At 54.3% G+C, this 15,341-nt stretch carries 15 protein-coding genes and 1 other annotated feature; of the genes, 12 read left to right on the top strand and 3 right to left on the bottom strand.

The features are described from left to right. Window positions 1-4 precede the first annotated feature (4 nt). Together NFU03_RS10185 and leuS are read left to right on the top strand one after the other, a co-directional pair. The gene (locus tag NFU03_RS10185) at window positions 5-652 is read left to right on the top strand and encodes a 3-oxoacid CoA-transferase subunit B (RefSeq protein ID WP_251638391.1); all 648 of its coding nucleotides are present in this window, start codon (window positions 5-7) and stop codon (window positions 650-652) included. Between the two features lie 59 nt (window positions 653-711). Then, window positions 712-925: a binding site (T-box leader), on the top strand. 48 nt (window positions 926-973) lie between these two features. Beyond that, the gene (gene leuS, locus NFU03_RS10190) at window positions 974-3,391 is read left to right on the top strand and encodes a leucine--tRNA ligase (RefSeq protein ID WP_251638392.1); all 2,418 of its coding nucleotides are present in this window, start codon (window positions 974-976) and stop codon (window positions 3,389-3,391) included. A gap of 106 nt (window positions 3,392-3,497) precedes the next feature. Here leuS and NFU03_RS10195 read toward each other — a convergent pair whose 3' ends face one another. Then, window positions 3,498-4,766, bottom strand: coding sequence for a BaiN/RdsA family NAD(P)/FAD-dependent oxidoreductase (locus NFU03_RS10195; protein ID WP_251638393.1), 1,269 nt, complete (start codon window positions 4,764-4,766; stop codon window positions 3,498-3,500). Between the two features lie 118 nt (window positions 4,767-4,884). Between NFU03_RS10195 and NFU03_RS10200 the strand changes: the two genes are divergently transcribed. Further along, complete coding sequence (locus NFU03_RS10200; RefSeq protein ID WP_251638394.1) at window positions 4,885-6,504, top strand: putative polysaccharide biosynthesis protein; 1,620 nt, start codon at window positions 4,885-4,887, stop codon at window positions 6,502-6,504. Beyond that, window positions 6,505-7,224: a pseudouridine synthase gene (locus NFU03_RS10205; protein ID WP_251638395.1), complete on the top strand. Its 720-nt coding sequence runs from the start codon at window positions 6,505-6,507 to the stop codon at window positions 7,222-7,224. Window positions 7,225-7,280: 56 nt separating this feature from the next. Here NFU03_RS10205 and NFU03_RS10210 read toward each other — a convergent pair whose 3' ends face one another. Then, complete coding sequence (locus tag NFU03_RS10210) at window positions 7,281-7,502, bottom strand: DeoR family transcriptional regulator (RefSeq protein WP_251638396.1); 222 nt, start codon at window positions 7,500-7,502, stop codon at window positions 7,281-7,283. A gap of 350 nt (window positions 7,503-7,852) precedes the next feature. Here NFU03_RS10210 and dat point away from each other — a divergent pair, with 350 nt between their 5' ends. From dat to NFU03_RS10230, 4 genes are read left to right on the top strand one after another with little or no spacing between them, the layout of a single operon-like run. Next, window positions 7,853-8,710: a D-amino-acid transaminase gene (dat, locus tag NFU03_RS10215; RefSeq protein ID WP_251638397.1), complete on the top strand. Its 858-nt coding sequence runs from the start codon at window positions 7,853-7,855 to the stop codon at window positions 8,708-8,710. 26 nt (window positions 8,711-8,736) lie between these two features. After that, entirely contained in the window at window positions 8,737-9,744 is a 1,008-nt protein-coding gene (locus NFU03_RS10220) for a nuclease-related domain-containing protein (RefSeq protein ID WP_251638398.1), read from the top strand. Between the two features lie 38 nt (window positions 9,745-9,782). Further along, window positions 9,783-10,433, top strand: coding sequence for a tRNA (guanosine(46)-N7)-methyltransferase TrmB (gene trmB / locus NFU03_RS10225; protein WP_251638399.1), 651 nt, complete (start codon window positions 9,783-9,785; stop codon window positions 10,431-10,433). Window positions 10,434-10,456: 23 nt separating this feature from the next. After that, window positions 10,457-11,308: a YtnP family quorum-quenching lactonase gene (locus NFU03_RS10230; protein WP_251638400.1), complete on the top strand. Its 852-nt coding sequence runs from the start codon at window positions 10,457-10,459 to the stop codon at window positions 11,306-11,308. Window positions 11,309-11,394: 86 nt separating this feature from the next. Here NFU03_RS10230 and NFU03_RS10235 read toward each other — a convergent pair whose 3' ends face one another. Next, window positions 11,395-11,709, bottom strand: coding sequence for a PepSY domain-containing protein (locus tag NFU03_RS10235; RefSeq protein ID WP_251638401.1), 315 nt, complete (start codon window positions 11,707-11,709; stop codon window positions 11,395-11,397). A 412-nt stretch (window positions 11,710-12,121) separates the two neighbouring features. Here NFU03_RS10235 and NFU03_RS10240 point away from each other — a divergent pair, with 412 nt between their 5' ends. The 4 genes from NFU03_RS10240 (at window position 12,122) to ytpR (ending at window position 15,323) form a co-directional block, all read left to right on the top strand. Continuing rightward, window positions 12,122-13,195, top strand: a complete 1,074-nt coding sequence (locus tag NFU03_RS10240; protein WP_251638402.1) for a M42 family metallopeptidase — start codon at window positions 12,122-12,124, stop codon at window positions 13,193-13,195. A gap of 161 nt (window positions 13,196-13,356) precedes the next feature. Beyond that, window positions 13,357-13,875, top strand: coding sequence for a hypothetical protein (locus NFU03_RS10245; RefSeq protein ID WP_251638404.1), 519 nt, complete (start codon window positions 13,357-13,359; stop codon window positions 13,873-13,875). A 27-nt stretch (window positions 13,876-13,902) separates the two neighbouring features. Continuing rightward, entirely contained in the window at window positions 13,903-14,721 is an 819-nt protein-coding gene (locus NFU03_RS10250) for a DUF1444 domain-containing protein (protein ID WP_251638405.1), read from the top strand. Continuing rightward, window positions 14,718-15,323 carry a YtpR family tRNA-binding protein gene (gene ytpR / locus NFU03_RS10255; protein WP_251638407.1) on the top strand — a complete coding sequence of 202 codons (606 nt, stop codon included), beginning with the start codon at window positions 14,718-14,720 and terminating at the stop codon, window positions 15,321-15,323. Before NFU03_RS10250 ends, ytpR begins: the two co-directional genes overlap by 4 nt. Window positions 15,324-15,341: the final 18 nt, after the last annotated feature.

Below are 15,341 nucleotides of genomic sequence, written 5' to 3' on the forward strand. Positions count from 1 at the left end.
CAGCATGGCAACAGCAAACTCACGTGAACTGATCGCACGGCGGGCAGAGAAGGAAATCGCGGACGGCGACTATGTGAATCTCGGAATCGGCATGCCGACACTAGTCGCGAACTACATTTCACCGGAGAAGACGGTCGTCCTCCAATCGGAAAACGGTCTGCTCGGCATCGGACCTTATCCGACTGAAGACGAAGTCGACCCTGATCTGATCAACGCTGGTAAAGAGACGGTCACCGCAAGCACGGGCGCTGCTTATTTCAACAGTGCCGAATCTTTCGCGATGATCCGCGGCGGCCACATCGACGTGGCGATACTCGGCGGTATGGAAGTTTCCGAGAAAGGGGATCTCGCCAACTGGATGATCCCCGGCAAAGTGATCAAAGGTATGGGCGGCGCAATGGACCTTGTGCACGGCGCGAAGAAGATCATCGTCATCATGGACCACGTTTCGAAAAAAGGGGAGCCGAAGATCAAGAAAACATGCGATCTGCCGCTCACCGGCAAAGGGGTGGTCGATAAGATCATCACCGAGCGCGGGCTCATTGAAGTGACGCCTCAAGGACTTGTATTGAAAGAAGTGTTCGAAGGGTATACTGTGCAGGATATACTGGATGCGACGGATGCGGACTTGACGATCGATGTGAGAGAGTGAGCGCTTGCTCAAGTACAGCTTGTCAAGCGGCCTTCATTCCAGTAAAATGAGTGTCAATATGAAAGACGCTGACGGAGAACAGTAGGCGCACATCTTCTTTTCAGAGAGCTGACGGGCAGTGCGAGTCAGCAGGAAGAACCGCTGAACTCACTTCCGAGTCTGCACAACCGAACGAATTGTGCCGTATAATCCGCGTTAAGGAGTCAAGTTGGGCGGCACATGCCGTCAATTTGGGTGGTACCGCGGGAACCTGTCTTCACTCTCGTCCCTATTATAAGTGGGGACGGGAGTTTTTTAGTTTTAAATGGGAGGAATTGGATTATGAGCTATAACCATCAGGAAATCGAAAAGAAATGGCAGCAGTATTGGAACGAAAACGAAACATACAAGATGACGGATGATCCGTCAAAACCGAAATTCTATGCACTTGACATGTTTCCGTATCCGTCAGGTGCCGGACTTCACGTCGGCCATCCGCTCGGCTACATCGCGACGGATATCCTGAGCCAGTTCAAACGAAAACAAGGGTATAATGTACTCCATCCGATGGGGTGGGATGCGTTCGGTCTGCCGGCGGAGCAATATGCGCTTGACACCGGGAACGACCCGGCTGAGTTCACAGCGAAAAATATCGCGACGTTCAAGCGGCAGATGAACGAGCTCGGCTTCTCCTACGACTGGAGCCGGGAGATCAACACGACGGATCCCCAGTATTACAAGTGGACCCAGTGGATCTTCATCCAATTGTATAAACGCGGACTTGCATACATCGACGAAGTCGCAGTCAACTGGTGTCCCGCGCTCGGTACGGTCCTTGCGAACGAGGAAGTCATCGACGGGAAATCGGAACGCGGCGGACACCCAGTGGAGCGCCGGCCGATGCGCCAATGGGTGCTCCGCATCACGGAATATGCGGACCGTCTGCTCGAGGACCTCGACGATCTCGACTGGCCGGACAGCCTGAAGGATATGCAGCGTAACTGGATCGGCCGTTCTGAAGGGGCGCAATTGACGTTCAGCTTAGACGGAAGCGATCAGTCATTCGATGTGTTCACGACGCGTCCAGACACGATCTTCGGTGCGACATACGCAGTGCTTGCGCCTGAGCACAAGCTTGTCGAAAAAATCACGACAGCTGATCAGCAAGAAGCAGTCGCTGCGTATCTGGACAAAGTGAAGCTGAAGAGCGACCTGGAACGGACGGATCTCGCGAAAGAGAAGACGGGTGTGTTCACCGGTTCCTACGCCGTGAATCCGGCGAGCGGCGAAAAGATGCCGATCTGGATTGCGGATTACGTTCTCGTTTCGTACGGCACGGGTGCCATCATGGCGGTTCCGGCGCATGACGAACGGGATTATGAATTCGCTAAAGAATTCAATCTGCCGATCCGCGAAGTGGTGGCAGGCGGCAATGTCGATGAAGAAGCCTACACGGGCGACGGGAAACATGTGAATTCCGGTTTCCTGGATGGCCTTGAAAAAGACGAAGCGATCACGAAATCGATCGAGTGGCTAGAGAGTGCCGGCAAGGGCGAGAAGAAAGTGACATACCGTCTCCGTGACTGGCTGTTCTCCCGCCAGCGCTACTGGGGCGAGCCGATTCCGATCATCCACTGGGAAGACGGCACGATGACACCGGTCGACGAGTCCGAACTGCCGCTTGAACTGCCGAAAACGACGAATATCCGTCCGAGCGGCACCGGTGAATCACCGCTTGCGAACATCGACGAGTGGGTCAACGTCACGGATCCTGAAACCGGCATGAAAGGGCGCCGGGAGACGAACACGATGCCGCAATGGGCGGGCAGCTGCTGGTACTACTTGCGCTACATCGATCCGAACAACAGCGAGACGCTCATCGACCCGAAACTTGCGGAACGCTGGCTGCCGGTCGACATCTACGTCGGAGGTGCGGAACACGCCGTCCTCCACTTGCTGTACGCACGTTTCTGGCACAAAGTGCTGTATGATATCGGTGTTGTTCAGACAAAAGAACCGTTCCAGAAACTGTTCAACCAAGGGATGATTCTCGGCGAAGGCAATGTGAAAATGTCGAAGTCTCTCGGCAACGTCATCAACCCGGACGACATTGTACACTCGCACGGTGCTGATACGCTGCGCGTCTACGAAATGTTCATGGGGCCGCTTGATGCGTCGAAAGAATGGTCGACGAACGGCTTGGACGGCGCCCGCAAGTTCCTTGACCGGATCTGGCGCCTTTTCGTCAACGAAGACGGCACGCTCGGCAGTAAGATCGGCGGGGAAGCTGGCGGTGCGCTTGAGAAAGTGTACAACCAGACCGTCAAGAAAGTGACGGATGACTTCGAGCATATGCACAACAACACGGCGATTTCGCAGCTCATGGTCTTCATCAATGAATGCTACAAAGCGGATCGCGTGCCGACTGCGTATGCAGAAGGATTCGTCCTGCTGCTGTCGCCGATCGCTCCGCACTTCGCGGAAGAGCTTTGGTCGAAACTCGGTCATAACGGCTCGATCACGTACGTTCAGTGGCCGGAATACGATGAAGACAAACTTGTCGATGACACAGTGGAAATCGCTGTGCAGATCAACGGCAAAGTGCGTGCGAAGATCATGGTCGCCAAAGACATCACGAAGGAAGAGCTTGAAAAAGAAGCATTGGCCAATGAAGAAGTCCGCAAATGGACGGATGGCAAGGAATTGAAGAAAGTCATTGCAATTCCTGGGCGTCTGGTCAATATTGTAGCGGTCGACTGATCGCAAATCTGAAGGACTGGTGGAGCATTCCGCCGGTTCTTTCTTTTGGATTCAACGAAAAAACCCGTCAGTCTCCTAGACGAGACTGACGAGCAAATTTCTATTTTCAAGGCTGCTCAGTTGCATGAAGGCTTGCATTCTTGCCGGCGAGTCGGCCGGTTACAAGGGCAGATGTAATATTATACCCGCCTGTATAGCCGTGAATGTCGAGGATTTCTCCGCAGAAGTACAAGCCTTCCTTCTTGCGCGACGCCATCGTTTTCGGCTCGATTTCCTTGACGGAAACACCGCCGCCTGTAACAAACGCTTTTTCAATCGGCTGAGTGCCATTGACGGTCATCTGGAACGCTTTCAGCTGGGACGCGAGTTTGCGGACTTTCTCCACAGCGAATGTGTTCGCTGGTTCGTTCGAATCCATCTCCAGCTGTTCGAAAAGGAATAGCAACCAGCGCTCGGGTGCAATACCTTTCAGGGCGTTTTTCAGCGCTTTCTTCGGATCGTCTTTCAGAGCGGCCGTCAGCTGCTGGAACACCTGCTCTTCATTGACTTCCGGCAGCACGTCGATCTTGACGGTGACGGGCTGACTGCCGTTTTTCATCCGTTCCTTGACGACGTACTGGCTGCAGCGGAGAATCGCCGGACCGCTCAATCCAAAATGAGTGAACAGCATGTCCATCCGGTGGGTCACGAGCGTCTTGCCTTTCGCATTCAGCACGGATACTGCTGCATCGCGCAGTGCAAGCCCCTGAAGTTCCTTTGAGCGGATGAACGGCTCACTCGACAGCAGCGGCACTTCTGTCGGATACAGTTCCGTCACGGTATGGCCCGCCTGTTCCGCCCACGGATAGCCGTCTCCGGTGCTGCCTGTATGGGGCACGGCTTTCCCGCCGACTGCGACCACGACAGATTTCGAACGGATCTCTTCGCCGTCCATGAGGCGCACGCCGAGAATCGACGTTTCATCCATCAGCAACTTTTTCACTTTCGTTTCCGTCCTGATGTCGACACCGAGACGCTCCATTTCAGTGAGCAGCGCATTGACGACGTCTTTCGCTTTGTTGGACACGGGGAACATCCGGCCGTGGTCTTCCTCTTTCAATGGCACGCCGAGTCCTTCGAAGAATGCGATGATGTCTTCGTTGTTGAAGACCGAGAACGGGCCATACAGGAATCGTCCGTTGCCGGGGATGTGCTTGACGATCTCTTCCACGGCAAGCCGGTTCGTCACGTTGCACCGGCCGCCGCCAGAAATGGCCAGCTTATTGCCGAGTTTCTTCCCTTTGTCGAGAAGAAGCACACGATTTCCCGATTCCGCTGCCGCGATGGACGCCATCAGTCCGGACGGTCCGCCGCCAATAATAATTACATCATACATATCTGATCACACTTTCACTTTTTCTCCAGTATACAACACAACGGGCAGAAAACATTGTGAAAAACGTCCCCTCTGGAGTACACTGTATAATAGCTTAACGAATGGAAGGAAAAAACACATGGGATCCAATCTTCTGAAAGGCACGGCCATCCTCACGATCGGACTGTTCCTGTCCAAAGCGCTCGGACTGATCTACGTCATACCGTTCTACAGCATCGTCGGGGACAAGAACATCGCCCTCTACCAATATGCCTACATACCGTACAACATTGCGCTGTCCATCGCGATATCCGGCGCACCGCTCGCCATCTCGAAATTCGTCTCCAAATACAATGCGCTCGGCGATTACGCGACCGGCCGGAAACTGCTGAAATCGAGCATGGGCATCATGGCGCTGACTGGTGTCCTGTCATTTCTCGCGCTGTATTTCATGGCAGAACCGCTTGCCCATATGGTCATTAAAGACGATGAGCAGGTTTTCACAATCGAAGACATTGCATCTGTCATCCGCTGGGTAAGCTATGCACTGCTGGCCGTGCCGATCATGAGTGTCGTCCGCGGCTTCCTGCAGGGGTACCAGAAATTCGAACCGACATCCGTATCTCAGCTGATCGAACAGATCGTCCGGATTGCGGTTGTGCTCATCGGCTCGTTCGTCGTCGTCAACATCTTCGGCGGCTCACCGAAAACAGCGGTCAAGTTCGCCGTATTCGCAGCATTCGTCGGTGCGATCGCCAGTCTCGGCGTTCTTGCACTGTACTGGCGCAAATACAAACCGGAGATGAACCATCTTCTTGAGAACAGCCCGCCCGCCGGAGAACTGCCCGTTTCAACGATCTACAAGGAAATCATCACGTACATCCTGCCGTTCGTCCTCGTCGGAGTGATCAATCCGCTTTATCAGTTTGTCGATATGATCACGTTCAACGGGACGATGGCATCGATCGGGCTTGCAAAAGTGACCGATACGTACTTGACGATGCTCAATTTCCTGACACATAAGATTGTCATGATCCCTGTCATGGTCGCTACGGGCTTCTCGATGGCGATCATCCCGGTCATCACCAACTATTATTCAAAAGGGGATCAGCGGGGGATCACCCGGTCGCTCGATCAGACGTACCAGATCATGCTGTTTGTGACGATACCGATGGTCGTAGGACTCATGGCGCTGTCTGCGGATACGTACCAGCTCCTGTATGACCGGAACAGTGTCGGGGCGGCTGTCCTACGCAGCTACGCACCGGCTGCCATCCTGTTCGGCATGTACACGGTGACCGCTGCGATCATGCAGGGGATCGACCGCCACAAATGGATCGTCTTCACGTCGCTGCTCGGACTGCTGTTCAAACTCGTCCTGAACATCCCGCTCATCAAACTTTTCGAAGTGAACGGGGCGATCGCCGCGACGATCATCGGTTATTCCGTCGCAGTCGGCGTCAACCTGCTCGTCATCCGGAAAGAACTGAACTACCATTCGCAGATCGTCGTGCGCCGCATTATCCTGATTCTCGTGTTCAATGCGGTCATGCTGGCGGCTGTCCTTCTTGTCCGTAATGGATTGTATGCGATCCACGTACCGGCGGGCAAACTGCAGGCGCTTCTCTACGTCCTCATCTGCAGCGGTGTCGGAGCTGTCGTCTACGGCTTCCTGTCGCTCCGCAGCGGCCTTGCACAGAAACTGCTCGGTGACCGGATTACGCGGATCACCAACAAATTGAAGATAGGAAGATCGTAAATGAGACTCGACAAATTACTCGGCAACAACGGGTTCGGCACCCGCAAAGAAGTCAAACAGCTCATCCGCAAAGGGACTGTCAAAGTGAACGGCACGTTGGAAAAAGATCCGGGCGCGCATATCGACCCTGCTGCGGATGAGGTAACCCTGCTCGGCGAGCCGGTCATCCATCAGGAATTCATCTATCTGATGATGAACAAGCCGCAAGGCGTCATTTCCGCGACGGAAGACAGCCGGGAACGTACGGTCATCGACTTGCTGACGGAGGAAGAACAGCGGTTCGAGCCCTTCCCGGTCGGCCGTCTTGACAAAGATACGGAAGGGCTGCTCGTGCTGACGAACGACGGCAAGCTCGCACATGAGCTGCTGTCTCCTAAAAAGGATGTGCCGAAAACGTATTATGCAGTCATCGATCAGGAAGTGACCGAATCGGATGTGTCGGCATTTGCTGAAGGTGTCATATTGGATGATGGGTTCGAAACGAAGCCCGGTATCCTGCGCATACTGGCAGCGGGGGATCAGTCTGAAATCGAGCTCACGATCACGGAAGGGAAATTTCATCAGGTGAAGAGGATGTTCGAGGCGGTCGGGAAGAACGTCGTATTCCTGAAGCGGATATCGATGGGGACGCTGCGGCTCGATGCCGGACTGGCACCGGGTGCGTTCCGGGAGCTGACGGAAGAGGAAGTCACTGGGTTGGACCCGAGAAAAAAGGACTGAATGGCGCTAAGGCGATTCAGTCCTTTTTTCTGGGCTCATATACCCGAGGGGTTGCGTCAGGAAGGCAATTTCACTTTTCTTGCTGTCGTTGTCCATTGGCCGCGGACCGGACTCGTGATGAGTTCGTTGTACTCGAGGACGTTCAGGTCCCGTTGTGCAGTGCGCGCCGTGATGCTAAATTCTTCGACTACATTCTCAGTTGTGACTGTTCCATTACCATAGATGTACAAATAGACATCTTTGATACGAGTCAGCATACGGTCTGTAGCAGGATTCAACGGTGAACCACTCCTTCATCATCAATTTCCAAATAAGTTGGGCTTGTGACGTGGAAATGTTACGTTAGCTCGTTTGAAATCGCCTTGGCTCCGCACTTCCTCTCCAGCATTTGTTTTGCCAGATTATTTGTTCTGACAATACTAGTATAACGTATTTACGAGGAAAAGTAAGGGGAAACTGCCTATGTTTAAAAACACGGCAGCCGAAAGGGTTTGTTCTTTATTTTCTAGCGGGAACGTGGGAAAATAGAAAGGATAGAGTGCAAAAGGTGAGTTCGCGAAACCGCCGCCAGACGCATATACTGCAGAAAAGGCATCCGTCAAAACGGGTGTTTGAGAGGAGATTGAAGATGACACTGTATTTCAAGAACGGTGAGTATACAGAGAAGGACAAACTGAGCATTTCCATTGACGACCGGGGATATTATTTCGGGGACGGCGTGTATGAAGTCATCAAAGTTTACGGCGGCAAGCTGTATACGGCAGAGGAACACTTCGGCCGGTTCCTGTCGAGCGCACAGAAAATCCGCATGCCGCTGCCTTACACGGTGGAGGAATTCATCGGCATCGCTGAAGAACTCGTCCGGGCGAACGGGATCTCGGAAGGGCATGTCTACCTTCAGGCAACACGCGGCGTCGCACCGCGCATCCACAATTTCCCGGGAGATGAAGTGCTGCCGATGATCACGGCATATGCCATCGATAACCCGCAGCCGCTCGGCAAGCTTGAAATGGGAGTCGCGGTGAGGACGGCGGACGATATCCGCTGGCTGCGCTGCGACATCAAGAGCCTCAATCTGCTGGCGAACGTCATGGCCAAGCAGGAAGCCGTGGAAGCAGGATGCGGTGAAGCTGTCTTCGTTCGTGACGGCATTGTTACGGAAGGGTCATCCTCCAACATTTTCGGAGTAAAAGACGGCATTCTGTACACCCATCCGGCGACGAATCTCATATTGAATGGAATCACGCGCCGCGTCGTGCTCAAATGCTGTGCTGCAGAAAGCATTGGCGTCATGGAAGAGCCGTACACACTCGAAGAACTGCGCGGGATGGATGAAGTGTTCCTCACATCGACCACTTCGGAAATCACACCGATCATCTCAATCGATGGGGAGACGGTCGGTGACGGTACACCAGGCCCGGTGACGAGCAGACTCCAGCGGGTGTTCGAGAAGACGATCCAGCAGGCCATGCAGGAAACGAACTGAAATGAGAAAGCGCAGGTGAATCGATAATGGCACAGCTTGTCAAAATGCTCGATTACGTCTCGCGTTATGAACAGGACCTGTCGCGTTATACGACGCAGTTCATCCGCCTGAAACGGTCTCAGTGGGAACGCATGAAACGGCAGTGGGACCACGGCGTCGATCTGGCAGGATGGCAGCACGATGAGGCAGAGGACGGGCAGGCGGAAACCGCTGCTGCTGCTGCTGAAAGTCCGGAACGGGGGAATCGGTTCTTCACGTTGTCCCGCTTTCTCCCTTTCCGGAAAGCGGAAGCGGAACCAGATACAATCGCTGCAGCTGCTGATCTGGAGGCAGCTGCAGCGGAAGAGAAGCTGCAGTTCACGCCGAACTTCACCACGCAGCCGCGCTCCGTCCAGCAGCTGCGCAAACTGTACATCGATCAGCTGTTCCACTTCCAGCTGAAGTGGGCCAGCTCCACGCTTACAGAGTGGTCCAATGTAGACGGGAAATATATGAGGGACAAGCTGCTGCGGGAACTGCTCGGCAGCCTGCCTGACAGTTTCCTCGTGTTCTACTACCCTGTCCTGAAGCTCAAGAAAGCACCTGTCGAACTGGAACTGCTCATCCTGACACCGGTTGAATGCCTGTGCATCACAGTCCTGAACGGTAGGGACGGATCGGTGTTCGCAGGGAGCGGCGACCGGTTCTGGGTCGAAAAGATCGGCGACCGGGAATCCAAAATACTGAACCCGACCATCTCGCTCAACCGGATGGCAAAAATCGTTTCGAGCCTGTTCGCTGCCGATGGAATCGATTTCCCGATCCGTAAAGTGCTGCTGACGAAAGACAGCTATCTGGACTTTCCGAATGGAGCGGCCGACATGCAGCAGGTGGATCGCCGGGACTACCCGAAATGGTTCGATAAGATGAAGAAACTGAGCGTGCCGATGAAGTCGAAGCAGTTCAAGGCGGCTCAGACGATATTCAATGTATGTCAGACGACCGCGGCTAGCCGTCTGTTCAATCCCGAGGAAAACGGCGGAACAGACGAGTGATCAGCCGTACAAAATCAGAAGAAGAGAGTGTATGAAAGATGAGATTACGCCATAAACCGTGGGCAAAAGATTATTTAGAAGAGAACGCCGGCATCGTCGTAAAGGAACCGCAGACGAAAAAAGGCAAGTGGTCTGTCATTTTCAACAATCCGAACCCGATCCACGTGGAAGTCGGGACAGGCAAAGGGCAGTTCGTCGTCGGAATGGCGCTCGCCAATCCCGAAGTGAACTATATCGGTATCGAGCATTTCGACAGCATCATCGTGTCCGCTGTCGAGAAGACGGTGGATGCAGGCGTTCCTCCCAATCTCCGTCTGCTGCGCGCAAACGGCAAGGAACTCGCTGACATTTTTGAAACAGGTGAAGTGTCCCGCGTCTATCTGAACTTTTCGGATCCATGGCCGAAGACGAAGCACGCGAAGCGCCGGCTGACGTACAAGAGCTTCCTGGATCTTTACAAACAGGTGCTTGTCGCTGATGGGGAAATCCACTTCAAGACGGATAACCGGGGATTGTTCGAATACTCGCTCGTGTCCATATCGCAATATGGGATGGAACTGCTGGACGTCTCACTCGATCTGCACGCAGAAATGCCCGAAGATAATGTCATGACTGAATACGAAGAAAAGTTCTCGGCAAAAGGACAGCCGATCTACCGCCTGGAGGCGAAGTTCAAGAGCAAGTCCTGATTACAGCAAAAGGGGATGTTTGGATGGATACATACACGTTTGGCAGCATGGAACTCACATGGCTGGACGGCGGCGTCAACTATCTCGACGGAGGTACGATGTTCGGTGTCGTCCCTAAAGCGATGTGGTCGAAAAAATATGCACCTGTCGAAGACAACCTGATCGAACTGCGGACCGATCCGATCCTGATCCGGTACAAAGGCAAAAATCTCCTTGTCGACGCGGGGATCGGCAAAGGGAAACTCGATGAGAAGAAGATGCGCAATCTCGGCATCCGGGCGGAGACACGAGTCGCCGAAAGCCTGGCGGAAATCGGGCTTGCGCCGGCCGATATCGACATGGTCCTCATGACGCACCTCCACAACGACCACGCAGCCGGCCTGACGGAATGGCAGGACGGCAAGCTCGTTTCCGTATTCCCGAACGCGGAAATCTACGTCTCCCAAATTGAATGGGACGAAATGCGGGAGCCGAATATCCGCTCCCGCAATACCTATTTCAAAGAAAACTGGGAAGCGGTCCAGGACCAGGTGAAGACGTTCGATAAGGAAGTCTCCCCGCTGCCGGGTATCACGATGGAGCATACCGGCGGCCACAGTGACGGCCACAGCATCATTCGCCTCGAGCAGGACGGCGAAACGATGATCCACATGGCGGACATCATGCCGACACACGCACACAGCAATCCGCTCTGGGTGCTGGCGTTCGATGATTACCCGATGGATTCGATTTTTGCGAAGGAACGTCTTATGAAGGAAGCGAAAGAGAAAGGCCACCGCTTCTTCTTCTACCATGACGCCGTCTACCGCGTCGTCCGTTTCGACGAGACCGGCAGGAAAGTGGCGGACGGGCTGAAACGTACGAAGCCTGAATAACGCGGATTTTTCGAAGATGAAAGGACCGCCCCGTTCCTCCTTTACATGGAGGCAGCGGGGCGGTCTTTTTGATCGCACGGTGATTTTCAGTTTTTGACGAGTTCCACGACAGTGCCGGTTTTGGCGTCGGCCGCAAACTCATACTGTTCCAGGATACCGTTGCGGATGCGCGAAATGCCGCCGCGGTAGACGTTCATCGAAATGACATTGTTAGTGAACGGTTCGGTTTTCATGACAATCCAGGAGCCGTCGATCGGTCCCTCTTTTTTAAAGGCATCCTTGACCGTCTTCAATACTTGTTCAGCCGGGACAGTTGAGTTCGAACGCTCGATCGCTTCTTTCACTACTAATCCCGCAGCAGCTCCAGTGAGCACACCGGCTGCAAATTCTTTGAATTTCATACTGACAGCACCCCTTGTTAGTCATTTTGATAAGTGTATCATACCATCCCCGTTTTGTATAAGCGAGACGCAGGGGGGAGAGGAGGGGGCTATTGCCCGGTTGACGCGCGTTGGGGGATTTTCGGTCACTAGGGGACGTCTCTATTGCCCGATGAAAGTGGGCACAGGAAATTTCGGTCACAAAGGGGTGTCCTTAGTGACCTGAGAAGGCATTTTCGTGGGAATCCGGTCACTAGGGCGTGCCCTTAGTGCCCGATGGAGACCTGCGAAACGATTCCAGGTCACTAGGACGACACCCTGCCGCCCCGCCCCGCCGAAACTAGTTCGGGTCCCTAATTATACGGGTGGCATTCGCGACTGAATTGTTTTACAATACAGAGAGTACATCACTAATAGTGGGAGTGGGTTTTAGATGAATACCGAAACACTGAACATGTTCAAGACACTGACGGAACTCCCCGGAGCTCCCGGGAACGAATCGGCAGTACGCCGCTATATGCGCTCGGAACTTGAGAAATATTCGGACGAAGTCATCCAGGACAATCTGGGAGGCATCTTCGGTGTCCGCAAAGGGCCGGAAGACAGCCCGAAAATCATGGTCGCCGGCCACATGGACGAAGTCGGCTTCATGATCACCGGCATCACGGACAACGGCATGCTGCGCTTCCAGACGCTCGGCGGCTGGTGGAACCAGGTCATGCTGGCGCAGCGCGTGGAGATCATGACGGATAACGGAGTCGTGCCCGGCGTCATCGGATCCATCCCGCCGCATCTGCTGACAGACGAGCAGCGCGCGAAACCGATGGACGTGAAGAACATGCTCATCGATATCGGTGCGGACGACGAAGCGGATGCGAAACGGATCGGTATCCGCCCGGGTCAGGCAGCCGTGCCGGTCTGCCCGTTCACGCCGATGGCCAATGAAAAGAAGATCATGGCGAAAGCGTGGGATAATCGTTACGGCTGCGGTCTGGCACTCGAACTGCTGAAAGAAGTGCACGGCACCGAACTGCCGAACCGGCTCTACTCAGGCGCCAACGTCATGGAGGAAGTCGGCCTTCGCGGCGCGCAGGTTGCAGCGAACATGATCGATCCGGATCTGTTCTTCGCACTCGATGCCAGTCCTGCGAACGATATGTCCGGCAGCAAGAAGGAATTCGGCCAACTCGGCAAAGGGACGCTGCTCCGCATCCTCGACCGCACGATGATCACCCACCGCGGTCTGCGGGAGTTCATCCTCGATACAGCCGAGACGAACAAAATCCCTTATCAGTATTTCATCTCGCAGGGCGGGACGGATGCAGGGAAAGTCCACATTGCGAACGAAGGCGTGCCGAGTGCTGTCATCGGAATCTGCTCGCGCTACATCCATACGTCATCCTCGATCATCCATACGGACGACTATGCAGCTGCGAAGGAGCTTCTCGTCAAGCTCGTCACGACATGCGACAGAACAACACTTGAGACGATCAAGCAGAACGTCTGACCGGTTGTATACCGGCAGGCCGAAAAGCAGTCATCCGGCAGGCAGTCCCTGCCGCTGACTGCTTTTTTTGTGTTCACTGGCGATTGCCTCGGAGCAGATGGTTGCAGAGACGGAATCAGACAGCTAAACTAAACGTACTGCATGGAAATGGAGGAAGAAATGTGATCAGCAAAAACAAATTCTTCATCGTGGCGGGACTGTCGGTGCTGCTTCTTGCAGCTTGCGGGCAAACAGCGGAAGACGAGGCGGCCGCAGCTGTCCACAACGCAAGGGATGCCTTCGAGATGAACCGGAAACAGCCGACGGAAAAGACGCAAGACGTCGGATTCTACAAACCGGCCGGCTGGAAAGCGGATGTCCGTCAGAACGACCATACGATCGTCCTGACGAAAGGCAAGCGCACGGTGACTGCCCAGTATGATCCGAACGCCAAAAAAGATTCCAAGGCGTACTATAACTTGCTGAGGACGGACGCGGCGCCGGAAATCCTGGCACAGGAAACGTTCAGCGATTCCGGGTCATTCGGTTTCATCATTATCCGCAAGCAGAGTGATGAGCTCGCGGAAATCGTGGCCGGCTCTGGACCCGCGCAAGTCACTGCGATTGTCGGCAGGCACGATATTGAACCGGCTGCAGAACAGATGATGGAAATCGCCCGTTCCCTTGAGATCCAGCCATGACACGGATAAGGCAGAGGAGTGGACAAGTTGAAATCTGAACAATTGGTGGAAGAACTGAAAAAGCGTCTGGCTCCGCTCGAGTTCGACTGGAAATTCGACAGGAAGGCGGACAAGGTGCGTCTTGAACATGCCGGATTGAAACAGGGGATGGATATCTCACTCCCTGAAATCATTGCGAAGTACGAACAGAAACAGGAAGCTGCAATCGATGAAGTTGTCTACACGATCCGCGAGACGTTCCGTGCGATGCAATCCGAAGAGCAGGAGGGCTTCGACAGGGAAGCGGTCATTTATCCGGTGATCCGGTCGACCTCCTTCCCGAGGGAATCCAAGGCGGGGAGCCCATTCCTCGTGAATAAGCATACCGCGGAGACGGCTGTCTATTACGCGCTCGATCAGGGCACGACATATCGGCTGATCGATGAGAGCATGCTTCCGGACCTTGGAAAAACAGCTCAGGAAATCGCGGAAGCGGCGCTGTTCAACGTGCGTAAACTGCCGACATCGGTGAAAGAGGATGACGTGGCGGACAACCGTTATTATTTCCTCAACTGCAATGACGGCTACGATGCAAGCCGTATCCTCAACGCTGCGTTCCTGAAGGAGATGGCGGAACGGGTGGAAGGCCATATGACCGTGTCTGTCCCTCACCAGGATGTCCTGATCATCGGAGACATCCGGAACGATACGGGGTATGATGTATTGGCGCAGATGACGATGCATTTCTTCACGGTCGGCAGTGTGCCGATCACGTCACTGTCTTTCCTCTATAATGAAGGGGAACTGGAACCGATTTTCATTATGGCGAAAAACCGGCCGGCAAGAAAGGGAGAGAACAAGAAATGAATGTATTCATGAACCAACATGGCGTCGGTGATGTGCTGATGGCGCAGCTGACGACAGAGCGTCCGGAGCGGACAGCGATTGAAACGAAAGGGGACGCAACCCTGATCAAGAATGCGGAGAACGGGGAAGTAATTGCTTTCAACCTGTTCCGCGCAGCACACTATATCGGTGCGCTGGAAGATGGACCTGTTGAACTGACGCCGAAGCTCGTCAGCAAAATCCAGGAGGCGCTGGCGGAGAACGATGCAGCAGTCGAACTGGATGTCGACTTCAGCCCGAAATTCGTCGTCGGCCATGTCCTGACGAAAGAGAAGCACCCGAATGCCGACAAATTGAACATTTGCACGGTGGATATCGGCGGTGACACGCTGCAGATCGTCTGCGGTGCACCGAATGTCGATGAAGACCAGAAAGTGGTCGTTGCGAAAGTCGGGGCTGTCATGCCGTCCGGAATGGTGATCCGTGACGCGGAACTCCGCGGTGTCCCGTCGTCAGGGATGATCTGTTCCGCACGTGAGCTCGATCTGCCGGATGCACCTGCTGAAAAAGGGATACTCGTACTGCCGGCAGATGCCGTGACGGGAACCGCGTTCACCCACTGATCCATCTGTAAGACTGCC

The organism is Sporosarcina sp. NCCP-2716 (genome assembly GCF_023707985.1).
In the GTDB taxonomy this organism is placed as follows: Bacteria; Bacillota; Bacilli; order Bacillales_A; family Planococcaceae; genus Sporosarcina.